General features: G+C 39.7%; 19 protein-coding genes. 14 read left to right on the top strand and 5 right to left on the bottom strand.

Features of this window, described 5'->3' with window-relative positions:
• Window position 1: 1 nt before the first annotated feature.
• From UABAM_RS06505 to UABAM_RS06460, 10 genes are all read left to right on the top strand, one after another.
• The gene (locus UABAM_RS06505) at window positions 2-1,588 is read left to right on the top strand and encodes a hypothetical protein (protein WP_151967196.1); all 1,587 of its coding nucleotides are present in this window, start codon (window positions 2-4) and stop codon (window positions 1,586-1,588) included.
• 3 nt (window positions 1,589-1,591) lie between these two features.
• The gene (locus UABAM_RS06500; RefSeq protein ID WP_151967195.1) at window positions 1,592-2,257 is read left to right on the top strand and encodes a BUD32 family EKC/KEOPS complex subunit; all 666 of its coding nucleotides are present in this window, start codon (window positions 1,592-1,594) and stop codon (window positions 2,255-2,257) included.
• Window positions 2,258-2,270: 13 nt separating this feature from the next.
• On the top strand, window positions 2,271-3,509 hold the full coding sequence (locus UABAM_RS06495) for a BUD32 family EKC/KEOPS complex subunit (RefSeq protein WP_151967194.1): 1,239 nt from the start codon (window positions 2,271-2,273) through the stop codon (window positions 3,507-3,509).
• Window positions 3,510-3,538: 29 nt separating this feature from the next.
• A complete protein-coding gene (locus UABAM_RS06490; protein WP_151967193.1) occupies window positions 3,539-4,102 on the top strand; it encodes a cob(I)yrinic acid a,c-diamide adenosyltransferase in 564 nt (187 codons plus the stop codon).
• Window positions 4,099-4,482 carry an NFACT RNA binding domain-containing protein gene (locus tag UABAM_RS06485; RefSeq protein ID WP_151967192.1) on the top strand — a complete coding sequence of 128 codons (384 nt, stop codon included), beginning with the start codon at window positions 4,099-4,101 and terminating at the stop codon, window positions 4,480-4,482. Before UABAM_RS06490 ends, UABAM_RS06485 begins: the two co-directional genes overlap by 4 nt.
• Before the next feature lie 10 nt (window positions 4,483-4,492).
• Complete coding sequence (locus UABAM_RS06480) at window positions 4,493-8,308, top strand: beta-propeller domain-containing protein (RefSeq protein ID WP_151967191.1); 3,816 nt, start codon at window positions 4,493-4,495, stop codon at window positions 8,306-8,308.
• 142 nt (window positions 8,309-8,450) lie between these two features.
• A complete protein-coding gene (locus UABAM_RS33900) occupies window positions 8,451-9,107 on the top strand; it encodes a type II secretion system protein (RefSeq protein ID WP_151967190.1) in 657 nt (218 codons plus the stop codon).
• Window positions 9,108-9,175: 68 nt separating this feature from the next.
• Window positions 9,176-9,811, top strand: a complete 636-nt coding sequence (locus UABAM_RS06470; RefSeq protein ID WP_151967189.1) for a hypothetical protein — start codon at window positions 9,176-9,178, stop codon at window positions 9,809-9,811.
• 34 nt (window positions 9,812-9,845) lie between these two features.
• Window positions 9,846-11,198, top strand: a complete 1,353-nt coding sequence (locus tag UABAM_RS06465) for a sigma-54-dependent transcriptional regulator (RefSeq protein ID WP_151967188.1) — start codon at window positions 9,846-9,848, stop codon at window positions 11,196-11,198.
• A 61-nt stretch (window positions 11,199-11,259) separates the two neighbouring features.
• Window positions 11,260-11,562 (top strand): FHA domain-containing protein, encoded by a 303-nt coding sequence (locus UABAM_RS06460; RefSeq protein ID WP_151967187.1) that lies wholly within the window; start codon window positions 11,260-11,262, stop codon window positions 11,560-11,562.
• Window positions 11,563-11,757: 195 nt separating this feature from the next.
• On the opposite strand, the gene UABAM_RS06455 is transcribed toward UABAM_RS06460, so the two are convergent.
• Entirely contained in the window at window positions 11,758-12,237 is a 480-nt protein-coding gene (locus UABAM_RS06455; RefSeq protein WP_151967186.1) for a hypothetical protein, read from the bottom strand.
• A gap of 273 nt (window positions 12,238-12,510) precedes the next feature.
• Between UABAM_RS06455 and UABAM_RS06450 the strand changes: the two genes are divergently transcribed.
• The 4 genes from UABAM_RS06450 to UABAM_RS06435 all read left to right on the top strand — a co-directional run bounded on the left by UABAM_RS06450 (window position 12,511) and on the right by UABAM_RS06435 (window position 18,980).
• Window positions 12,511-14,478, top strand: a complete 1,968-nt coding sequence (locus UABAM_RS06450; RefSeq protein ID WP_151967185.1) for an ATP-dependent helicase — start codon at window positions 12,511-12,513, stop codon at window positions 14,476-14,478.
• Window positions 14,471-15,292 carry an FHA domain-containing protein gene (locus tag UABAM_RS06445; protein ID WP_151967184.1) on the top strand — a complete coding sequence of 274 codons (822 nt, stop codon included), beginning with the start codon at window positions 14,471-14,473 and terminating at the stop codon, window positions 15,290-15,292. Before UABAM_RS06450 ends, UABAM_RS06445 begins: the two co-directional genes overlap by 8 nt.
• A gap of 4 nt (window positions 15,293-15,296) precedes the next feature.
• Complete coding sequence (locus UABAM_RS06440) at window positions 15,297-16,100, top strand: rhomboid family intramembrane serine protease (RefSeq protein ID WP_151967183.1); 804 nt, start codon at window positions 15,297-15,299, stop codon at window positions 16,098-16,100.
• Between the two features lie 159 nt (window positions 16,101-16,259).
• A complete protein-coding gene (locus UABAM_RS06435; RefSeq protein WP_151967182.1) occupies window positions 16,260-18,980 on the top strand; it encodes a 2-oxoglutarate dehydrogenase E1 component in 2,721 nt (906 codons plus the stop codon).
• Window positions 18,981-19,064: 84 nt separating this feature from the next.
• On the opposite strand, the gene UABAM_RS06430 is transcribed toward UABAM_RS06435, so the two are convergent.
• From UABAM_RS06430 to UABAM_RS06415, 4 genes are read right to left on the bottom strand one after another with little or no spacing between them, the layout of a single operon-like run.
• On the bottom strand, window positions 19,065-19,715 hold the full coding sequence (locus UABAM_RS06430) for an NUDIX hydrolase (RefSeq protein WP_151967181.1): 651 nt from the start codon (window positions 19,713-19,715) through the stop codon (window positions 19,065-19,067).
• Window positions 19,716-19,717: 2 nt separating this feature from the next.
• Window positions 19,718-22,633 carry a HEAT repeat domain-containing protein gene (locus UABAM_RS06425; protein WP_151967180.1) on the bottom strand — a complete coding sequence of 972 codons (2,916 nt, stop codon included), beginning with the start codon at window positions 22,631-22,633 and terminating at the stop codon, window positions 19,718-19,720.
• A complete protein-coding gene (locus tag UABAM_RS06420; RefSeq protein ID WP_151967179.1) occupies window positions 22,626-23,645 on the bottom strand; it encodes an SO2930 family diheme c-type cytochrome in 1,020 nt (339 codons plus the stop codon). Before UABAM_RS06420 ends, UABAM_RS06425 begins: the two co-directional genes overlap by 8 nt.
• Before the next feature lie 3 nt (window positions 23,646-23,648).
• Entirely contained in the window at window positions 23,649-24,857 is a 1,209-nt protein-coding gene (locus UABAM_RS06415; protein ID WP_173013167.1) for a parallel beta-helix domain-containing protein, read from the bottom strand.
• Window positions 24,858-25,244: the final 387 nt, after the last annotated feature.

Genomic DNA, 25,244 nt, shown 5'->3' with positions numbered 1-25,244 from the left:
CATGGCGGAAAATTTAGGAGTTGGCATACAAGTATCTGAAAACTGTTTGCGTATTGCCAAAATCAAAACCTCCGACAAAAGCACCTCTTTGCTAAATGCTTGTGAATTCGAATTACCCATTTCACAAAATGACAAGTTTTCAGAGGAAACAGCAACGAAGTTCTGCGATTTTTTGCAAGGACAAAACGTAAAGATATCCAGTGCTGTTATCGGTATTTCTGGGGAAAATGTAAACATCCGTTATGTAAAAATTCCTCCCGGCTGCCCCGTAGATCGGATTCAACATTTGGTTGAAATGGATGTAGAGCAAATTTCAGAAAAATCGCGAACCAGTCTAAGTTATGATTTTACAGTGGCCACGATACCACAAAAAGCTCCTGTGGCAATTGTCGTAATGGTGCGCAACAGCTTTCTGGATTTGCTTAGCGATTTTTTTAAGAAAGCAAAAGTCAAAATAGATTTTTTTGTCCCCTGCGCTTTCGGTCTATATCAATTTTTTCTGAAATATCACGATATCCAACCACAAAAAAAATACTGTTTAGTTGATGTTGACCGACATAACTTGAACTTAGCCGTGCTAGATTTTAATGAATTGTGGTTTATGCGCAATTTGAATATAAATGATGGTCAAGATGCCTCTTTTGAAACCAAAGATGACTATAAATTAGTAGAAATCGACCTGACAAGCGACGATAGCGAAGAGGAAATAGAGGAAACGGTGAGTACCCCTTCTCCTATTTCAGGACGAGCTGTTCCTGATCTTATCGATGCCTCCATCAAATTTGCCGCACTACAAACCAGTGTCAATTTGCAAGTAGATCAGCTATTTCTTTCTGGAGAGAGAAGTCGTGAACGTTCGCTTCGTGAGTCCGTTTTGAAAAAAATAGGGTGCCCTGTGGTGCATTTAAGCGTGAAGGCCTTAGAAACCCACAATTTGCCAGGGGCGAGTGGGCCCTTCTTCCAAAAATTTTCGCATAATTTTTTCGTACCCATTGGTATCGCGAAAATTCACGCCAACAAAAAAGACTCTATTATCCAAATTGTTAGCGAACGCAAAAAAACCATTGAAAAATTAATACGCGAAAAGCTGTTTGTCTATACCTCGGTGGCCTTAACGCTAATTTTTGTCTGTTTTTCTATCATCTATGTTGTTACCACGAGAAATTATTATGAAAATATTTACCAGAACATGGAGAAGAGATATAAAGGCTATCAACAGCGCGAGCAGAAGATAAAAACAACATTGAAGCAAAATGCAGTTCTTCGCGATCAATTTTCTTTGCTGCATAGCTACGTGAATAGTAATAAACATTTTTTTGAAATGATGGACTTTCTTCACTCGCAATTACCAGAGAGCATGTACCTAACAGAACTAGATTTTAATACTTCTTATGCCTCACCTACAACAGTAAGGATTAGCGGAGTGATTGAGGAATCTTTTATTGATGTTTACACTATTCTTGATGACTTTAGGTCAAAGTTAAAGAAAATACCGATAGTAACGGAAATTAAAGATAAAGATCCGCGTTTGAATGAGGAAGAAGGCAAACTATCTTTTGAAATAGAAATCAGAGTAACGGGAAAGTAAAGCATGGAAATACAGCAAGTCACACATGATGATTACCTCAAACTGATAGATGGAAAAACAAGTATTCAGCGTAGCCGTGGTGGCGGAATTGTCTTTGTGGAACCACATCAAATCATAAAAGTTTTTTCGCGAAAAAAAAACGGACTTTACTTTTTCCGTTTTCTGGAAAACGCAGAAAAACTTGAGAAAATGCAAATGCCGATTATGAAAGTAAAAGGTGCGTATCAAGTGGATTCCACAGATTTGTTTTATACGATTTATGAACCTTTGGAAGGAGACACGCTGCGCAATTACTTTGTCAAAAATCCGGATGATCTTTCTAAAATACATGACCTAGCATTGTTTTTTGCACGTGTTCACGATTTGGGAATATACTTTCGCGCAATACATTTTAACAATGTCATTGTTCTTCCGGAAGGAGGGTTCGGCCTCATAGATTTTGGAAACATGATTATTCATCGCCGGCGACTGAACACGTGGTATCGCGCACGCAATTTCCGTGTTTTTACCCAACCAAATTATACGGTTGATTTTGCCAAAATGAATGAGTATGGCCTACCCTTATTTATGGAAGAATATGTTGCCGCTAGCAATTACTCTTTTTTGCAAAAGAAAGCTTTTTACATGTGGCTAAGTATGTATTGTCGTAAATTCAATGAATTTTTGTAGATGAAATAAACAAATGTCACATACTATTTATTTGCAGGACAACACCTTTTGTTGCGAAAAAATTCTACGCGAGGTACCGGGAAATAGGGTCATATACAGTGGCAAATGGCAAGAGCAGGACGTCATTGTCAAAAAATTTCTAGGTCGAAAAGGCAAAAGAAGAATGCGCAGAGAGGTGAAAGGACTTGTTGGTTTAAACAAACGCAATATACGCGGACCACGTATCCTTTTTTATGGAAAAAATAGTGTGGGAGATTGGTGTATCGTTACCGAATATATTGCCCATGGAAAAAATATGAAAGATTTATGGGGCATGACACAATCTCTAGACGAAAAAGAAAAACTTTTACAACTTGTCATTGCCACGATCGCCGAGCATCACCATAAAAAAGTACTACAAAGAGATCTACATCTGGGAAATTTTTTACTGGCAAAAAACAAAGTTTTTACACTAGATCCCGCACAGATAAAATTTGGATTTACAAAACTAAATCGCGGTGCATGCCTTTACAATTTAGCCATTCTTGCAGCAGCGCATCAGCAATTTTCTGCTGAGTATTTCTTGGAAAACTACACAAAACATCGCCAGTGGTGTTTACGGAAAAAAGAAAGCGCAAATTTTTCGCAACAAGTGCGAAAAATTTCTTCCATACGCGTCCAAAAAATTTTGAAAAAATACTTACGTAAGAACACTCGCCACCATCACATACAAACCTCACACGTAGAGGCAATTGTCGATAAGAGTCTTTGCAAAGACGAGGAAGTTCTTCCTCTTATTAAGGAGATAAAATCTTTTTGTCATACACAACAAAATAGCCACCTCATGAATTTTCGAGACCGATGTGTTACTGTCACACGTTATATAGATGACCGCAAGGCGAAAAGAAGCTGGTGCAATGCTCATCATCTACAAATTCTCGGCTTTTATCTACCCGATCCAATGGCATATATCAAAGACTTAGATTGCAGTTTTACACTTTCTCAAAGTGTTTCGTTTAAAAAAATTAGCGACTTGGAGAAAGAGCAATCCCAAGATAACATGCATAAAAGTGCCATGAATCAAGTAATGGATTTTATTGCACAAATGAAAAAAAACCAAATTATCCACAATGATTTATTTAATAGTTTAGCGCTTGCCAATGACCATGTTTTTTTGCTAAATACCGAAGAAGTGGTGTTTTGTCAAAAAAATTATGATGATATGTATCAGCAAATGGTTGAAAATTTTCACCAACAAATTGGCGGCGTATAGTATTTTTCATTTTTTGAAAGAAGAACGATATGCCAAAAATAACTAGAGTATACACGCGCAAAGGCGACGATGGAACGACATCTCTCGGTGGAGGTCAGCGTGTGGATAAGGACTCGCTGCGCATTGAGACATACGGTACTGTAGATGAACTTAACTCTTTTATCGGACTTGCCATCAGCACTACCACTGTAGATGTGAATAAAACGCGGCTTCGCGAAATTCAAAATGAGTTATTTCATCTTGGTTGTGATCTATGTATTTTAGAAGAAGACAAAGAGAAAATGCCTGTCCCAGGGATTGATCAAAAGCATACCGACAAACTAGAAAAATGGATGGACGAAATGAATGAAGAACTTCCTGCCTTACAGAATTTTATTCTCCCTGGAGGAACCTTGGCAGCGTCATATCTTCATGTTGCGCGTACTGTCTGTAGACGTGGCGAACGCCATTTAGCACAACTACACCGTGAAGAGCCTGTCGGAGAAAATACTTTGCAGTATATGAACCGTTTATCGGATTTATTGTTTGTTATGAGCCGTTATGAAAATCAGAAAAACAATATAGAGGAACCTTATTGGGATAGTAAGGCATGAGTTTAGAAGAACATCGTGTTGACGAAATGGATATAGACGATTACAAGTTGTACATAGGACGTGATGCGGTAAGTAATGATTACTTAAGTTTGAGATTTGCACGTGCAAATGATTATTGGTTTCACGTCAAAGGAATGCCCAGTGCACATGTCATATTGGCATGTCACGACAAGCGTCCTGAAAAAAGCACTATAAAAAAAGTAGCGGCAATTACCGCATATCACTCTAAACAAAAAAATGCTGGTAAGGTGGCGGTGATATATACCATGGCAAAGTACGTCAGTAAAAGTCGCGGTGCGAAACCAGGAAGTGTCATTTGCAAAAAAGAGAACACTATCATGGTCAAAGCCGCCGCACCTGAGTCTTTTCTCCAAATTTAGGAACAATATCATGCATATTTGGACGACCCTTAAGATTTTTATAAGTTCTACTTTTCGGGACCTCGAACTAGAACGCGACCGCTTGGCGTTGATATTTCAAAAGCTACAAAAACAAGTTTTTGAACGGCGTCTACATATCATCCCCTATGATTTACGATGGCGAGAAGACCATCATGATGACTTGGTTCGTTGGTGTATCAATATGGTGATGGAGTGTCAATACTTTGTGGGCATACTCGGGTATCGTTATGGATGGCGACCACCAAAAGATTTTGATGGCGCAGAGAATAGCGATCACATATCAATTACCGAAATGGAAATAAGGAAAGCACTGGAAGTAATACCAAAAAATCGCCGTTTTTTTTGCTTTGGAGATTTAAGTCAATACGATGATTCTGTGAGGGGAATGGAAAATGAGCAAGACCAACATTCTCTACAATCATTGAAAATAGAGTTGCAAGAGAAAGGTGAAAAAGTTTTTGTTTACCACAACACCGAGGAACTCCTAGAAATTATTGCGACCAATATCGAAAAGATCATTGATTGTGAGTATCCACCAGGAGTGAAGGCAGATTTGCAATCCTATAGTAAAAAAGATGCTTTAAGCGAAATTATTGAAGAAAAGCGCCGCGGTTTTGTCGGGCAACAACAGCATTTAGCACATATGGCAAAATTTTGTCGGCAAAACACCGCGCCAAATACGTTGGCAATTGAAGCTGTCGCAGGAACGGGGAAGTCGGCATTACTTGCAGAGTTTATTTACAAATGGCAAGACACTCCTATCATCGCACATTACATGAGTATGGCGGGGGAAAGTCGTTCGGTACGCGGCATTGTCAATAGTTTGGCGGAACAATTACAGCAGTACGGCTTTATTGAAAATTTGCAAAATTCCGATTTGAAAATTCTTGAGCAAGTGCATGAAGTGTTACAGACGACAGAACGTTCATTGGTGGTTGCTATCGATGGATTTGACGAAATGGATGACGAGGGGCATAATTTACGTTGGTTACCCAAGAATTTCAGTCAAAACGTACGCTTGATTCTGACAACACGTCCCACATCCATATGGCCAAAGATACAGGAACATTTAACACCTGAGATTTTATCTCTACCACCTCTAGATGAAGAAAGTATTCGTCTTATCATTCGTCAGCAGCAAAATAAGTTGTCGGTAGACGAAGAAAACTTGTTGATAAAAAGAGCATGCGGGAGTCCTCTTTTTCTTAAGGTGGCGTTAGATGAAATGAGTGCCGGTGGTATCGCCGTTGGTCAGTTGGCAGAAACCGTAGAATCTTTATTCCATCAAATTCTCGACCGATTGCAAAACGCCTATGGCAAGCAAATCATCACCTGCTACTTGGGACTCATCGCTTCTAGTCGCAATGGTCTCGCAGAGGTGGAAATTCGCGAAATTATGTTGCGCGATTTTCGCGAAGAGTTTGCCGATGATTTCTTGGTTGTTTTGCAAAATAACTTGGCGAATTTTGTGATCCCACGTGAAAAGCTATTGACTTTTTTCCACCCAGAGTTTGAACGTTCAGTGAAAATGTGGTTAGGAAGAAACAATTTACGTAATAGCCATTTGCGCCTAGCGGCTTTTTTTCGCGAGCAAGGGTTTGGTTATGAACGTAGTCTGACAGAGATCGCCTATCAGACGCAATGGGGCGAAGACTATACCAGTCTTTTGCAACTATTTTCCGATATTGACTTTCTCGAAAAAAAATGTTGTGCAAATATGTTAAGTGATTTGCGCAATGATATCGAATTTGCCACGACAGCCGTTGCCGTACCGCTTCCTGCAGATCTTTGTATCGATTTGGCTCCGGGAGTTTCTGTGAAACGAGACAGTTTACAGCTCATGGGCAGTATTATCGACTTAGAATTACATTTTTTGATTCGCCACCCACAGTGTTTGATTCAATCATTGTGGAACCACGGCTATTGGTATGATGCTCCACAAGCAAGTTCTTACTATGCGGAGAAAAAATCTATTTCCTCACCTCACTTTTACAAATTTGTTGATTACTTACGGCAACAAAAAGAATCGCGCGGTGGGTGGAAGTGGTTGCAAAGTTTGTCACCTCTTCCGGAGACATTAAATGCCGCGACGATTAAAATACTACGTGGACATGAAGACATTGCAACGAGCGTTGCAATGAACGCCAAACAGAATATTATCGTTTCGGGGTCATGGGATCGTTCCGTGCGTGTTTGGGATAGCGAATCCGGTCGTTGTTTTATGACCTTAAAAGGCCATAGCCACTATATCTCGGGCATATCCTTCTGTCACCCACACCAAGTAGTGACTTCTTCGGGAGATAGCACTTTGCGAATATGGGATATTCAAAAAGGTGATTGTATTCGAACTCTCGAAGGACATACCGACGAAATCGCTTGTGTGAGTAGTAACGAAGACGGAAATCTGATCGTGTCCGGTAGCAAAGATAAAACCGTACGTGTTTGGAGCCGCAAGAGTGGAGAATGTCTACATGTGTTGAACGGGCACACCAAAACTGTGAATGGTGTTTGTCTCAGCGATGATGAAAGTATCATTGCTTCGGCTTCTTGGGACCATACGATACGCATTTGGAATGCCAAAAGTGGGGAGTGCATCAATGTGCTCAAAGGTCACAGTCGCGATGTGAAAAGTGTTTGTATGGACAAAGACAAACGCTTACTGTTTTCCGCCTCGCGCGACTACAGTGTTCGTATATGGGATTTGCAATCAGGAGAATGTTTACGCACACTACCGCACAAAAGTATTGTATTTGTCGTTTCGTGTAGCAGTGATGGACGCTACGTCGCGACAAGTGTTTTTGGAACGATCCGCGTTTGGGATGTGCAAAGTGGAGAATGTATCAAAAAATTTGAAGGTCACGAAAGTGCAATCTTTGGCCTACAAATGACGGGTGATGCGCAACGTATCATTTCTGCTTCGAGTGACAAAACCATTCGTTTGTGGAACGCCAACAGCGAGTCACAAATTTCTTTTCCTATTGGGCATGAGGATGTGGTGTTGACCACTTCGTTTAGTCACTGTAACAAAAATTTAGTTACCTCGTCAAAAGACACCTATTTGCATATATGGGATGTCGCATCTGGACGTAAAGTAAGAACTATTTCAACTGAAGAGTACACGCGTTTTGCTCACTATACACCCGATGATCGCTACGTCTATTACGGCGGAAGTTCCAAAGACATTTCTTTTTACGATTTAGAACAAGATACGCGCGCTTTTAAACTAACAGGTCATGAAAAAGTGGTTATGTGTGCAAAGGTGAGTAGTGATGGTCGGTTTTTAGCCAGCGGGGATCGTGGCCACAACGTGCATCTTTGGGACATTGCGCAGCAAAAGTGCCTGCAGAAATGGAAAGAACACCAGCACGATGTACGCAGTATAGATATTAGCTCTGACAATCGCTACGTTGCTTCAGGAGCGGAAGATCGGACCATTCAGATTTGGGATATTCAACAACAAAAGTTAGTGGCGACACTTGTGGGACATTCTAGCGGGGTTACAAGCGTTGCCTTTGTGGGAAATCAACTTGTTTCTGCTTCGCGTGATAACACCATCCGCTTTTGGGATTATATGAACGCCCAATGTGTTAAAATTGTGGAAGGAAACTGCAACGTAGAGCAATTTCTTGTCGCAAAAGATTTTTATGTGGCCACTCAAGATTTAGAGACGACTTGCCAAACAAAACAACAAGAAAGTATTGCTTTTTTTCCGTCACTGATACGCAATGCGTTCTTTTCCCCTGAAGGATACATTTGTGGTTACGGAGGAACCTATACTTACTTCTTGAAATTACAAACTTCCTAAGAAAAAAAATTTTTTTTAGGCGAGAAAAAAAATTGCTTTTTTTATTCGAGTAAATATAATAGGTATATATATAACCTTTATATTGTAAACATATTTTTTTCCACATTTTGCGAAAAAAAATGTGGATTGATAGGAGACATACATGAAAAAAAGAGGATTTACTCTAATAGAACTATTAGTTGTAATAGCTATTATTGGTATCCTGGCTGCTATGTTATTACCAGCTCTTAGCCAGGTAAGTGAAAAAGCTAAGCAATCTAAGTGTAAAGCTAACTTAAGCCAATTGGGTAAAGCATTCAACCTATTCCTACTAGATATTGGACGTCAAGTTCGCTATCCTACCGGAGCTGGATCTGTTGAAGGTTCTGACCCTAACGGTTCTGCATTCATATTCGAACTATACTCTGAAAAAATTCTTATCGAACCAGAAGTATATCTATGTCCATCTACTCCAGACATCAACTCTACAGATCCTAACGATCCGTCTAAAGCTGGTGACGAAATGGTAATTGCTAAAATTACTCCTACAGCTGATTACAGCACCGCTGATACCACAACAGTTATTAGTTATGGTGGACGTATCAATGTAGACCAAAACAAATATCCTGGTATTTTCCGTCCTACAGAAGAAACCACAACTACTCCAATCGCAGCTGACGACTGGAATGATGGTTTCGTTGAAAATCACGAAAACGGACAAGTTATGCAATTCCTATTCCTAGATGCGCACGTTGATCACTTAAGAAGAGCGGCTGCAGACTGGGGAGCTGAACTTATTACAGACCCTCTTGCTAACTAGGCTGTATTAGACTAAACAAGAAAAATGCCAGGAATATTCCTGGCATTTTTTATTTCAGGAGAAAATAAGTGCTACTTAGATTTTTATTGTGCAGTATTTTTATTATGGGCTGTCAACAAATACCAAAGGAAAAAATCACTCTTTCCGCCACAGAGCCTGAACTTGACAAAATTTATCATGTGAGATCCAACAACGTACCTGCAGGATATGCTCATGAGTATTCGTGGCGAAATAAAAAAAATATAGCGCGAAATCATTACTTTGTTTTTGACCTACGCGGTGAATTAGTTGGTTATGTCGGTGATGATGGACGTACAAAAAAATACAATGAAGACCGCGAAGTTGCGATGGGAAATTATGATTTCAACACTGCGTTGCAACGTATCTTTGATACCAATAATATTACCTACAGCATCAGTGATAAAGCTCCTGAGAAAAAGAGAAAGCTTACCATTCGTAAAGGCAGAGGTAAGAGTACACTAAAGCGTGAAAAAGACGATGAGTCTGAAGACGACGAGTACGAAGACGACAGTTACGAAGACGATGAGTATGGCGATGATAGCTATGAAGACGATAGTTACGAAAACGAAGATGATAGTGATAGCGAAGAAGACACTTACGAAGATGAAGAAGACGATGGTGACGATGAAGGTGACGATGACTATGACGACGAAGGTGATGACTACGACGACGACGAATTTTAAATAACTTGCTCTTCTAGTCTTGTGGAATAAAAAAATGACAAACATTTTAATAGTTGATGACGATCAGGGAATTCGCAACACGTTAGAAATGGTTCTTTTGTACGAGGACTATCACGTAGATAAAGCCGCGAATGGTAAAGACGCTCTGAAATTTTTAAAGAAAAAGTCCGATATAGATGTTGCTCTTGTAGATATTAAAATGCCTGGTATGGACGGCTTGGAATTACTAGAGATAATAAAAAAAGACTTCGGAGACATCGAAGTCATTGTCATTTCTGGAAATGCGGAAATCCCGATTGCCGTAGATGCGACAAAAAAAGGAGCGTTTGACTTTCTTGCTAAACCTCTTGATCAAGATCGCGTCCTCATTACCATCCGCAATGCTTTGAAGAAGAAAAAATTATCTAGGCAGTGTAAAGAATTATCCGAAATTGTCAATGATGACCCACAAATTTTGGGAAATAGCAAGGCGATCCTTGATATACTCGATACTGTAGAACGTGTTGCCCCCACAGAAGCCAAAGTACTCATTACAGGAGAAAATGGTACAGGTAAAGAACTAATCGCGCAAGCAATTCACTATCAATCGGTGAGGAAAGAAGCTTCTTTTGTCGAAGTGAATTGCGCAGCCATACCAGAAAGCTTGATTGAAAGCGAATTATTTGGCCATGAGAAGGGCGCCTTCACTCATGCTCATGAAAAGCGCAAGGGAAAATTTGAGCTTGCCAACAAAGGGAGTTTATTTCTCGATGAGATAGGGGATATGAGTTTAACCGCGCAAGCAAAAGTGCTCAGAGTGTTAGAAGAGGGAAAGATTACACGCGTAGGTGGTAGTACCCAAATCGATGTTGATGTACGCGTGATCGCAGCTACGAATAAAAACTTAGCTGAGGAGAGCATTGAGGGGACTTTTCGTCAAGACTTATACTATCGACTAAATGTAGTTCCGATACATTTACCTCCCCTTAGAGAAAGGTTAAGTGACATACCACTTATTGCCAATTTTTTTCTTGACCGTTTCGTAAAAAAATATAAACTACCCGCCAAAACATTGGAAGAAAGCGCTATTAAAAGCCTACAGTCGTATTCATGGCCTGGAAATATTCGTGAACTGCGTAACCTAATTGAACGCGCTGTAATCCTTGCAAAATCAAGCTCTATTACCAAAAAAGATATTAATTTATACACAAACGACACATCTTCTAATGATTCAATGTTCAATTCGGAAACATTCGAAGATTTCAAAAAAGTATCAGAAAAAGCCTTTTTGTCGCAAAAGCTAGAAGAAACAAATTGGAATGTCAAAAAAACAGCTGAAATTTTGAAGATGCAACGCAGTAATTTGTATAAAAAAATGGAAAAGTATAATCTAAACAAACCCAATTAGAACATTGCCTAAAACGATGAAAAGGTAATGTTGTGTTCTAAAGTTCGAAAAAGGATGCTGTATGAAAATTGGAAAACTCAAGGTAATTAAAGGGGAAGGCGAAGGTCTATCCTGTGTGATTAAAGATGGCGATGAAGCTTCTATCGGACGAAATTTAGAATGTTCTATTCCAATCCCAGATATAAAAATGTCGCGAATCCACTGTATTGTCCGTAATGTTGGTGGTGCTTTTGAAATTCTCGATAACAATAGTCAGAATGGTACTAGTGTAAACGGGGCAGTTATTTCATTTCGCGAAGATTTGCAATTGGGAGATATCATCCAAATTGGTGATACACAAATCGAATTTTCTTGGGAAGAGTAACCCCACAAGTTCCACAGAACCGTGCCGAACAACTCGCTATTGTTTTATTAAAATCAAACTACTTCAACTTGCTGTTGGAATTGTACAATTTGGTCGTATAAAGTGTTGTACAGTTATTACTTACGGTCAAAATTTAAAAGCCACTTTGTTTTGTAGCTCCAGAACATCGGAACTTCCAAGAGGAAGTTCCAAAGTTTACTTTGAATATGCCTCTAACTTTGACAAGAAATGTTTATACTCGTCCGTAGAAATTTTTTGATCGGCAAACATTGCGTTTATATCGCCACGTAGTTCGGCAAAGATTTCTTGCCACTTTTTTGTCGCGTTTTCGCTATAGTTCTTTACTAGACTTTGTAATGCTGTTAAAACTTCTTTTTTTCTTTGATCAAGTATGCGCTTTTTTGCTTGTGCTTCATCAAAGTCAGCTGTGCCTTTTTTACCTTCATATACAACTTTATACTCTTGATCATCTTCAATGTTGTAGTGTTTCTCTGAAGTTAAAGTGCTCGATAGTTGGGTAGAATAAAAGTTCAAGGCATACACAGTAACCGTCTTTTTTTTCCAATAAAAAAGCCCAGTGCAGATTAGAATAATAACTACGAAGAAAATAAAGATTTTCATTAGAAAGCTCAAAAAGCCTTTTTTCTTTTTCTTTTCATTTGATGGTGTTTCCATCTGATTACTTCCATAAAAGTTGAATTCGCTTTGCCCATAATTTTTTTTTATGTTAGCTATTTTTCCGTTGATTGTCAATAGTAGCATATTTTTTTGCGAAGTTATTTTGTATTAAATTGACATACGAAAGCACAACACTCAAATTCTAGGTTTAGATGCTAATTGTAAAGAGCGTGCTTGTTGCATAATTAGCCTGTGTGATGAGTTCGATGTGGGCTCGGAGATAGGCTAAAATAAGAATGAATAACCCTGATTTTTTTACACAAAGAAGGGATGATGGGGCAAGAAATTAAGGCCAAATTTTGCATTGGTCTTCCCGTCGCCAAGTCAATGAACTTTCTACAAGGATTAAATAAACCACAGTATGAAGCTGTAAACCACGATGAAGGACCGCTACTCATTTTAGCAGGACCAGGGAGTGGAAAAACACGCGTCATTACACATCGTATCGCACGACTTGTTTCTACAAAAATATACTCTTCCCAGATCCTCGCTTTAACATTTACCAATAAAGCAGCTAAGGAAATGGTAAAGCGTGTAGAAACCATCACCAATTACAAAATTGGTTGGATCACAACATTTCATTCCTTTTGTTCGCGAATACTACGCAAAGAATGCGAAGCCATCGATTACAAACCTGACTTCACCATTTACGATGCAGACGATCAAAAAAAAATTATCAAACAAGTACTTACGGAACTAGATATAGATTTATCTATCGGTGTCAGTAAGTATCAATATGCGATCGGTCGTTATAAAAACCACGGCAAATCTCCCGAAGTGATTCTTGCGTCGCGAAATTATTGGGATCGACTCATCGGTAAAGTTTATAAAACATACCAAGAAATGCTTCAACGTAACAATGCTTTTGATTTTGACGATTTGCTATTAAAAACACTCGAACTATTTCAAAAAAACGAAGACGTCCTCGAATTTTATCAAAATAAATTTCAATATCTGCTAATAGATGAGTTTCAGGATACCAACGAGCCACAATACCAAATTGCAAAATTGTTGGCACAAGAGCACAAAAATATCTGTGCAACAGGCGATCCAGATCAATCTATTTACTCATGGCGTGGGGCAAATATTCAGAATATTCTAAATTTTGAAAAAGATTTCCCTGACGCCAAAGTGATCAAACTCGAACAAAATTACCGTAGCACACGTACGATTTTGAAAGTAGCGGATAGCTTAATTTCCAATAACATATTTCGCAAAGCAAAAGACTTATGGACAGAGAATGACGAGGGCCAACCCGTCAAGTTTGTCCGTGCCGATGATGAAAAGCACGAAGCCGAAATTGTTCGCCGTCAAATTCAGCAATTGCGAGGCGAACACAACTTATCTGATATGGTTGTTTTCTATCGAACAAACGCACAAAGTCGTATTATCGAAACCGAACTTGTTGAGGCGAATATTCCCTACACAATTGTTGGTGGTCTAGAGTTTTACAAAAGAGCGGAAGTAAAAGATGTGTTGGCATATCTTAAATTTTTTGCAAATCCCGTTGACGAAATTTCTTTATTTCGCATAATAAATAATCCACCACGAGGGATTAGCAAAAAGTGCATTAAGTGCTTGATTGAGATTGCTCGCGAAAATGACATTAGTATATTTGAAGTTATGGAAGCCGAAGCTTTATGGACACGCATGACAACACGTCAACAAAACTCGCTGCGTAAATTTATGACGATCGTGCGTAATGTACAAGAAAAAATAGATGTACCTATTTCGCAATTTATCGAAATTGTTGTTGATGAAACAGGTTACATGAAGCATATTAAAAAAAATGATGAAAAAAAAGAAGAGGAACGCCAGGCAAATATTTTAGAACTTTTAGCATCGGCAAAAGAGTATGAAAAGATCCATAAAGATGCTAATTTATCTAACTTTTTGCAACACATTTCTTTGTTAACTGATAACGAAAAAGAAAATCAGGATGTTGACTCTCTGACACTTATGACGTTGCATGCCGCAAAGGGTTTGGAATTTCCTATTGTATTTATTATTGGTGTTGCGGAAGGAATCTGCCCGCATAGTCGCAGTGAAACACAAAACGAGATAGAAGAAGAACGGCGCCTTCTGTTTGTGGGAATTACCAGAGCAAAAAAAATGCTCACCATCAGTTATAGTCGCATTTCCTCACGAGGAGATACATATGGTTTTCGTAACTCTCCTTCGCGCTTTTTGAAAGAAATTCCCGTGGATCTGATTGAAAGAGATAACCGATATGACTAATGCACAATTAATCATTTTAGAAGGAATGCAGCATCAACTTAATCAAGTTTTTTTGCTTCCGTATGGTCAAATGCGTTTAGTTGGGCGCTCAAGTATTTGTCACTTTCGTGTAGATGATCCACTTTGTTCTTCTCTGCATTTTATGATAACAAGCGAGAAAAATTCTTTTTATGTCACGGATTTACTCTCTGCAAATGGAGTATTTGTTGATAATGAGCTAATTGAACACTGTGAGTTGCAGCCACAACAAAAAATCAAAATAGGACGAATGCTTTTAGAGTTTTCTTTTCACGAAGAGGAAGAAGACGATAAGGACTACTTAACAGGAGAAGAACCAGCCCTACTACAACCACTCAGGGAAGACTCTTCAGCGGTTTCTGCAAACAATGATCCAAAAATTATACCTCTTGGACGCAAGATCAAAGTTACAAAAGAGTTGAGCATTTTACGCTTGGCAATACGCCACAAATTAATATCTCATCAACATATTACGCAGTTACTTGCGGCAGGACAATCTATTATTCCTGGTCTTATTCAAGAAAATCTCATCTCACAAGAAAAAATAGATGAACTTCTCCGTGAACACCGGTACAATAAAATTTTACACAAAGATACTGTACTTGGTAAATTAGCGATATACTACGACTTTGTCTCAGACAAAGAAATAGAGGAATGTCTTCTCTTACAAAAAAACAAATATGAACAGCACAAAAAAATACCGCGCCTCAGTGAGATGATGGTAGAAAAAAAGTATATATCTGTACAACAGAACAATAAATTAGTCAAAATATTAGCACAGCAACGCTACGGATAATCCTATGAGAAAAATTGGTAAGTTACAAAATCAAAAAGACGCACAAACTTTAAGCAATTATCTGATAAGTCAAGATATTGAAAATGTGATTAAAAATTCACAGGACGAATATGTCATATGGGTACACGATGAAGATAAGTTAGAAACAGCAAAAAATATATGCAACGAATTTACGCAAAACCCTGATGATGGTAAATATGCGAATGTAATCGTTAAAAAGCCGGCAAAAAAGAAACGCGCGAAAAAAGTTACTTTAGTTTTAGGCCCCCAATATCCCTTTTTGACGCAACTATTTATTGTTGTATGCATCATCGTTACAGGACTCTTCCACTCCCCTGCACTGCGGGAAATTATTGCACCACATGTACTAATACTGCACAATCCTTTCCTTAGTCACCACTGGACTATTATTACACCTATCTTTGTTCACTTCGATTTATTACATTTAGTTTTCAATATGTTAGCGCTCAATTTCCTAGGTTCTCTCATCGAAGGTAAACATGGATCTATTTTTTATTTGACACAAATAGTTGTAATTGCAACTATATCTAATATGGCAGAATTTATGATAAGTCCTAGCATTTTTGGCGGTATGTCCGGAGTTCTCTACGGTCAATTTGGTTACCTATGGATTCGCGATCGACTCGACAAAACCTGGGACATTCATTTAGGGGAGAATGTCGTAAAACTAGCGATTGTGTGGTTTTTTCTATGCTGGTTTGTCATTCCTGGTATAGCTAATTATGCGCACAGCGCGGGTTTGCTGTGCGGTATGTTATGGGGTTATCTCGCCGCCCGCGAATCTTAACCATTTTCAAGATTCATACAAAGAGTGTTTGTACAAGAGTATATGGAATATTTTTACTCCCAGAAAGGAGATGCGAGGTAAAAAGAATCGGGTTCGTGTTTATCATCACAGTGTTGAAAACGATTCCTCCCAAATGTAGGGTACCCTCGTGACAAACTGATGAAAAATTTCTCGTTCGTTATGCAAGCCCATCCAGAATACATTGAGTCACTATATCAACAATATTTGCAAAATCCTGATAGCGTAGATAGCGATTGGCAAGCTTTTTTTCATGGGTATGATCTTGGCGCTAGTCGTGAAGCAGGGCCTGAACAAAGTTCGCAGATCAACAAAGAAATTATGGTGATTAATCTAATCAACGAATATCGCAAACGCGGGCATTTTTTTACGCGTACAAATCCCGTGCGCGAAAGACGTAAATATACACCTACTTTAGATCTCGAAAATTTTGGTCTTTCTAAAAGTGACTTGAATACCAAATTTGAAGCTGGACACCAGATAGGTTTGGGTTCTTCTACACTACAAGAAATTCTCGATCATCTCAACCAAACATATTGTAACTCTATCGGTGCGGAATATATGTTTGTTCGAAGCCCTGAGCGCATTAAATGGTTACAGGAAAAAATGGAAAAATCGCGAAATACTCCGCAGTTTTCCCTGGCAGATAAAAAACATATTTTAGCGAAATTAACCAACGCTGTTGTTTTCGAAAACTTTTTGCACACTAAATATATCGGGCAGAAACGATTTTCTCTCTCGGGAGTAGAGTCTGTGATCCCTGGATTAGATACAATCATTGAAAAGGGCGCAGAGCTGGGAGTGGATGAATTCGTTATTGGTATGGCGCACCGTGGTCGTCTGAATGTTCTCGCCAATATACTGCAAAAAAGTTACGATGAAATGTTTGCTGAATTTGAAGGTAACGCTTTTGTTGAGGCGGTATTTGCAGGAGATGTAAAGTATCACCTCGGTTATTCAAGTGATGTAAAGACACGCTTAGATAAAAATGTCCACTTGAATTTAATCCCAAATCCTTCACACCTTGAAGCGGTAGGACCTGTTACCCAGGGAGTCGTGAGAGCAAAAATTGACAAACGCTATAACGGAGACGCGAGTAAAATAGTACCTATTTTAATTCACGGAGATGCCGCGATTGCAGGTCAGGGAATTGTGTACGAAGTAAGCCAAATGTCCACTCTTCCAGGATACCACTCTGGAGGTACGATTCACGTTGTGCTCAACAATCAAGTTGGTTTCACGACCAATTACATTGAAGGGCGTTCGAGTACATATTGCACCGACATAGCAAAAGTGACTCTTTCTCCTGTTTTCCACGTAAATGCTGATGATGTAGAAGCGGTTGTTTTTGCCATTCAATTAGCAATGGAATATCGCCAAACTTTTCGTACGGATGTGTATATAGATCTTCTTGGTTATCGTAGATATGGTCACAACGAAGCGGATGAACCGCGTTTTACACAACCCAAATTATACAAAACCATCGCCAAACATCCCGATCCATGTAATATTTACGTCGAGAAGCTACTGAAAGACAAAACATTCACTTCCGACGAGATGAAGGATGTTGAAGTGAGTTATCGAGAGATGCTACAACAAAAACTCGATGTCGTCAGGCGTGAGGGAGCTAAATCAACTTATACTTCTTTTAAAGGCGATTGGACGGGATATCGACGCCCTAACAGCGATGACTTTCATGACTCTCCGGAAACAGGAGTTCCTCTAAAAAGTCTACGCAAGATGGGAACAAACATATTGACAATTCCCGATGATTTCCAAGTAATTCCCAAAATAAGAAGAATTTACAATACGCAAAAAGAGCTGTTGCTGAAAGAGGGAAAATGCGATTGGTCCATCGCCGAGTATTTAGCATATGCTTCACTACTTACCCAGGGTTTTTCTGTGCGTCTTAGTGGACAGGACAGTAAACGCGGTACTTTCGCGCATCGTCACAGTGTTATTTTACGCGAAGACACGGAAGAACAGTATATACCGCTAAACAATATTGCTCTGGATCAGGCACCGTTTTTTGTATACAACTCCCCACTGTCGGAATACGGCGTTATGGGTTTTGAATTTGGCTATTCAAGCGCCAATCCAAAAACTTTAACTATTTGGGAAGCACAATTTGGTGATTTCGTAAACGGTGCGCAAATCATTATCGATCAATTTCTATCGTGCTCCGAAACGAAGTGGAAGCGTAACTGCGGCCTTGTTTTGTATTTGCCACACGGTTACGAGGGGCAAGGACCAGAACACTCCTCTGCACGTATGGAGCGTTTCTTAGAGTTATGCGCTTATAACAATATGCAGGTCGTAAATTGCACAAGCGCTGCCAATTTTTTCCATTTATTACGCCGCCATATGCTTTTTCCGTTTCGTATGCCTCTGGTTGTTTTTACTCCAAAAAGCTTGCTGCGTCATCCGATGTGCCAAAGTCCTTTAGAGGAACTGGCAACTGGAAAGTTCCATATGGTAATAGATGATAATGTTGCTGATGTGAAAAAGGTAAAGAGAATATTATTGTGTAACGGTAAGGTATCATATGACCTTATTAAACATCAACAAGACAACAATATCTCCGATGTTGCGATTTTGCGCGTAGAACAGTTGTATCCTTTTCCAAAGAAGACATTGCAAACATTGTTTGCTCAATATAAAAACGCGAAGGAATATGTGTGGGTTCAAGAGGAGCCTAAAAATATGGGAGCATGGTCATTTATTTTACGTACTTGGCCATTCGACAATCAAATTAAGGTCGTCTCGCGACATGAACTCGCTGCACCAGCAACAGGTTCCAATAAACAACACCAAATAGAACAAAAGCAACTTGTGGAAAATGCTTTTGGTAAGTTGTCGTAGTTTTTTAGCTTGTGTTTTGTTAGTGTACAATGCCCTATCGTCGGCGATTAGCCGATTGTGGGGCATCGTATGCTAGTATCTTTTCTACAACGACATCAACTTCGCGTCACGGTTGACAATATCACAAAATTCACTCAACATCATCGCTGTTGCTCCCCACACAATCCGCTGCTGTACCTCAAAACACGGTACTTTAATTGGTATTTTCACTCTACTCACGTTTACTTTAGTTTTTTTTATTGTCTCTGGAGCAAAGAGTTCTTTTAGTGGTACTTGTACGACTTCCGCTACTTCGTGCGGATCTGGGGAAAAACTAGGTTTGTTTTCCATATATCCAATGTAAGGTGCTACTACGTAACGGCTCGGAGGAATATACACTTTGGTCATTTGCCCTATGATATTAATTTCATGGCGACAAATTCCCAATTCTTCTTCGGTTTCGCGTAAGGCCGTGTGTTGTAAATCAATGTCCTGTGGTTCTTTTCCACCGCCAGGTAAGGCCATTTGCGCACTGTGTACCCCCTTGTATGTGGAGCGCTGGATTAAAAGAGTGTGAATGCTACCTTCGTTTTCGTAGAGTAACAACATGACCGCACTTAGGCGTACATTTTTTTTGCGTTTTAGTGCCTCTTCCGCCGTCATCCTCAGACATGACGACATCTTGCGATGAGCGTCAACACCTGGTAAATCTTGTGATAACTGTTTTTTTAATTTCTTTGTAAATTCTCTTAGCACAATCAATCTCTTTCTTGTTTCAATACAAAGGAAATCGCTTGGCGAATTTGCCAGTTTTTATCTTTGAGCAGTTTGACAAGTTCACGACGGACTTTGGTTTCCTTTGGGGCTATTTTTCCCAGAGCGTATATCGCATTGCTTCGTACGCGAACAGAGGAGTCACTGCGCAATATTTTTAATATTTCATCTACAGCACTATAAGCTTGTGGTCCAAGGTCTTTCAAGGTAATGAGTGCATGGATACGTAGCTCTACGAAAGGCTTTCGCAAAGCGGTGGTGAGACCTAACACTGTTGTTTGCCCACCTATTTTTGCCAATGTTTCACTCACGGCGTTTCTTACAGGCCACGAAGAATCCCCCAACAAAGGCAATAATACAGGTACGGCAATTTCTGCTTTTTTGCCCATGGCTCCGATGGCTTGGGCAGCAAGTTCGCGAACTTGCCAATCTTCGTAGCGTAAGAATACCGACAACATTGGAATTGCGAAAGCGCCTTGTGGGCCTATATCGCGAATCGCTTTTATCATCTCTTTGCGCGCATCTCCAGAACTGTTTTCTAGAGCAGAAACAATAAACGGCAACGCTTTATGGGCACTTTGTCCCATTTTGCCTAGTGCCGCAGCAATAATTTCGCGATGGAGCATTTCTTTGTTTTTGAGAAATGGCACAATATAGCGAATGGCTTTTTCTCCCATTTCGGCAATGGCATTTACAACAACACTACGCAGTTTCTTTGGTGATTGTTGCGCTTCGTAAAGAAATTTTGGAATATACACGGCCCCTAGTTCTCCCATTTTTCCGATCGCCAGTATTGCGGCACGTTTGAGGCGAAGATCTTCGCTACTGAGATATTTTTGTAAAGCCATCATAATATCTTTTATTTGCACTTTGATACTTACCAATGCAAACATGATATTTTCTTTTAGGGCTTTATCGTTTGTTTGGTGAAGAGTTGTAATAAGTTGTGGAACCGCTTGGGCCGCGTCTTGTCCCATATTTCCCAATGCGATGACCGAAAAAGCTTGTGCAATACGGTCTCCGTTTGCGAGAACGTCCATGAGTTTTGCCACTGCGGGTTTGCCAATTTGGCTCAAGCACCGCGCCGCTTTTTTTCGCAAATGCCATTGTTCTTTTTGCAAAACAGTGGCCAAATTATTTACCGTTTGTGGGGCATCCCGTGCTATTTTTTCAATAGCGACGAGCGCTTCTTCGCGTAGGCTAGGAAGAAGAAGAGCATCATTTAGAATAGAGACCCCTTCTTTGACCTGTCCTAGGGCAATGACAATACTTTTTTTTATTTGTGCGTCGGGTGTTGATTTGTATATTTCCACCAACGAAGGTGCCAAAGATTTATCTTGGAGGCGTCCAATAACGGAGATGGAATACAGTACCACATATTTGTTGTTGTGGCGCACTGTTTGTGCAAGAAGCGGGATCACCGCTGGACCGATGAGTACCAAAGTATCTGCTGCCGCTTTGCGCACCTGCCACTTTTTTTCTGCGAGGAGTGGTATTAGGTCATTTGCCGCTTTAGGACCTATTTTTCCCAATACTTCGACAAACTGTTGTTTATTTTTGGATTGTTTTAGAAGTTTGATCAGTATGGGAATTGCTTGCTGAGTATCTTCATGTTCGATGCGTCCAAGTGCTTCTGCGGCATAAAATTGAACGCTTTTCTGTGGTTTATTTAATAATTCAATGAGCGTTGGAATACTGTCTCTACCTATTTGTCCGAGTGCATAGGCCGCATGAGAGCGAAGTCTGGGCTTATGGATGATGATGTCACGCAAAATAGATACGGCTTTTTTTCCCATTTTTCCTAGAGCGATGGCCGCGTAAGTTTGTACTTCACTTTCTATGTCTTCCAATAAAGATAATAGCACAGGCATTGCCGCTGTCGCGGCTTTTTCTCCTATTTTACCAATAGCGTTTGCGGTGTGCATACGCACGCGAACACTTCCATCGGTGGCGATGGGGATAAGGTCGTCGAGAAAAACCAGGGCTTCATTTTCTAAATTTCCGATACTATCAATGGCAGCTATTTTTATATTGGTGTTGCTATCTTGTAAAAAGGGCAACAATTCTTTGGTCATTTTCACGCTACGTATTTTACCGATCGCTTTTATTGCCAGCTTTTGCATCTTTTTGTTGCGTAAGCTGCGCACCAATATTTTGTTGATTTTGACCGAAGTGATTTTCATGTCGCTGATGCTTTGTAAAATAGCCTTGCGCAAGACTAGTGAATCTTTCGCAAAAATTTTTGCTAGAGGAGGCAAGAACATTTCATTTGCCGGTTTTATCGCCCCACAAGTTTTGACAGCGAGAATTTGCACTTGTAGATTTTCATCGAACAATCTTTGTAATACTTCCTGTTGCGCTTTATTGGCACCTATTTTCCCCAGAGCTTCTAGAGCGGCAAAACGAACTTGCCACTCATTGTCGTTGAGTTTGTTGAGAATAAACGAGTGCGTATCAAGAGATCTAATTTCGCCTAATATGAAAAGAATATGGCAGCGAACTTTTGTGGACTCATGGTCTATATTTTTTAAAAGTTGTCCAACAGCGCCGTCCTTCATTGCGATAAGGGCTTTACGCACCAACAATACTGTTTTTTTGTCTTTCGATGACAGTAATTTTATGAGTTCATAGCCAGCAGGTTTTGCTACAGCTCCCAAACGTGCGAAAGTTTCCAAAGTTTTTTGCGCTACTTTACTTTGCGGCTTTTTTAGCAGACTAATCATCATGGGAATTGCTGGCGCCGCATGTTCTCCTAAATGTCCAAGAGAATGAAGCGCTGCAATCTTGCTTTGTTCATCTGGAGACTTTAATTGTTTGGTCAGTTTACGCACATGTTTATCAAATTCGTTTTGCCCAATAACGTTGACTACCAACAGTAGAAACAATATCCATTTACTCATCTTTGGTCTCTTTCATGTTTTCGATCCATTGCGTAATGAGAAGAACGCCTTCTTCGTGAACGACACCTCTCCCCAGCTCTGGCATAGCAATTTTAGGATCTGTGGATTGCATACGGTACAATAAAATGGACTTCTGTGGCTTACCAGGAAAAATATCATAACTGAGTCCACCGGTGCCATGGCCGGCGGCAACGGGAGATTTATATATTCCCAATAAGGAACGATCGAGATTTTCACTGCGTAAATCCAGCCCGGCATTACTCGCTGGTCCATGGAGGTTATGGCAGTGAGCACAGTTGATATCGAGATAAGCACGAGCTCTGTCGTTAATATCTGCATTTTCATCATTCCATACGGCTATTTGCGGGATATCTTGAGCAGGGACTTTTTTTAGATGTCCCATTTTTTGCCATTGTTGTAGCTGTCCGGACGTATTTAAATGTTTCGCCTGTGGACCAATGGGCTGAATTTTATCGTTTTTGAAGTGGCAACCCTTACAATCATTTACATTAGGGACAACATAGTTATTTGTGCGACGTTGTCCATTTTTGTCGATCCACGAAACATCAAAAATATCTCCCACTAGCTCTAAGTATGCTTCATCTTGAGCACTATTCCAAATATAAGGGTAGGCTTTCCATCCTTGTTTGGTGTTAACCAGTAGACGCGTTTCCAGTATTTTTTCTCTGCGCTTGTTGTTTGTCATATCGTGCGCAAGCGAAAATGTTTTGATAAGAATGCTTCCTTGTGGAAAAGATAAAATATCGCTAGGACGATATTCTATCGCAGAGTTAGGTGGCAAATAGATGAAACGCTTTTTGTTGGTGTAGTCCGAAAACAACGGTGTATTTAGCTCGTAGGGTATTACTCCACTTTGGGGAATTTGTTCACGGATTTTTCCCATAAAGAAACCATAGTCGGACAATTTGTTGTGTGGAGAGAACTCTTTTGTGTGTGGTTCCTGCGAACAACCAAGTACAAACAAAAATATAAAAATAAATACACGATACATCAATCAGAATCCCTTCACGCGAACAGGAGGAAGAGCGGGCATTTTACCGCGGTGTACTTTTATATCTGTGCTGACTTTTGGTTTGCCCTCTGGGAGCCCGCGCAAGTTAAAATTTCCAAAAGTGGCGTGGCCATTGTTTTCAATGAAGATTCCTATACTTCGCGGTAGTTTACCATTCGGATACTTTTGGATGTTTACCATACCATCCCAAAGAATATCGGGCATCCTTGAAAAAAGTGGTGCAATAAGTTCTGCCAATGTTCCGGAAGGCTTTGTTCCGCCACCGAAAATTTTGTTGTGGTGGACAAATATGGCTTGAGGGAAAGGGTCGTAAGCCTCATCTTTCCATTTTTTATTGAGAACGAAGTAACTGACGATGGCAATGCTTACCGTATTGTGACCTTGAATTTGATTCTCGAAAATCTCCACGTAATCGTTGGCCATCACCATTACCCCTGTTCCCGGCGAAACATTTGCAACTACGGTACCTTTTGCTGCGAAGTTTTTGTGGTTGTTGTTTTGTAAATCGTTATGAAAAACACGTACGCGACTCCCTCCTTGCACAGGCAAATTTGGCAAATCAAAGACCAAAATGCCTCCGGTGTTGTTGTGTACTTTGTTTTTGTAAACATCAGCTTTTGTTGAGTTTTCGATTTCGATACCCGCGACATTTTCGACAACGTGATTGTTGGTCACAATAATATTTTTTGATTGACCAACGTAAATACCGGCATCAGATGCTCCCCGTACAAAACAGTTTTTAATAACGATATTTTCACACTCTACAGGATACAATCCGTAAGCACCATTGCTTTCCTTAACTTCTCCTAACCACTCTACGCGAATGGAGTCAATGTGAATATCTTTGGCACCTTTTATTTTTAGAGCATCGCCAACCGAATCCTCAATAGCCAAATTGCGTATTTTAAACTTGCCCTTGGTGACGAGAAAACCTTCGGCACCTACTTTTTGTTTTTTAAAGGATAAAATAGTTTTTTTCGGGCCTTGACCTGTAATTGTTATATTTTCTACATCAAGTGTTAAACGTTTGGAAAATTCATACACACCCTCTTGTAATTGAACCTCTGTACCAGGCTGAACGGTAATTAAGGCTTTTTGTAAATCTTTTCCTGCTCCAGGGGGAACAGAAATCGTTACTTTTTCGCTACACCCTACGATGATGAATGCTATTACCCATAAAAATCGTTTCATGTGTCCTCCAAGCCTATCGAAATAAATTTGGTGAAAATAAATCTCAGTAAATCCTGTCTTTGCAACACGTGTGTGGAAATGAGTTACTAAAAATATTGACAAGTATATGAGAATTTTTTGGGAATGTGCAATAATTTTTTTTGCTTCGCGGTTTTCCATTTACAAAAACGGGAAATTTTGCTAAGATTGTACTCTTACACTCTAAGAATGTTGTCATTTGTTTAACTGAAGTTTTTTGGGGTTTGACACGTTACTTGTTCATTGTATTTCTTGTATTGAGACCCCCCTGCGATCTAAGTGACAAATTCTTAATTGGTAACTTCAAAAAACATCCGCCGTTTTGAAGACCAAAGACCTCGCAAAATCATTTTTAACTGCCTTTTGTTA

It is taken from the genome of Candidatus Uabimicrobium amorphum (genome assembly GCF_009002475.1).
Classification (GTDB): Bacteria; Planctomycetota; Uabimicrobiia; order Uabimicrobiales; family Uabimicrobiaceae; genus Uabimicrobium; species Uabimicrobium amorphum.
The sequence above is the reverse complement of the archived record's forward strand: the minus strand, read 5'-3'. Positions and strand labels throughout refer to the sequence as shown.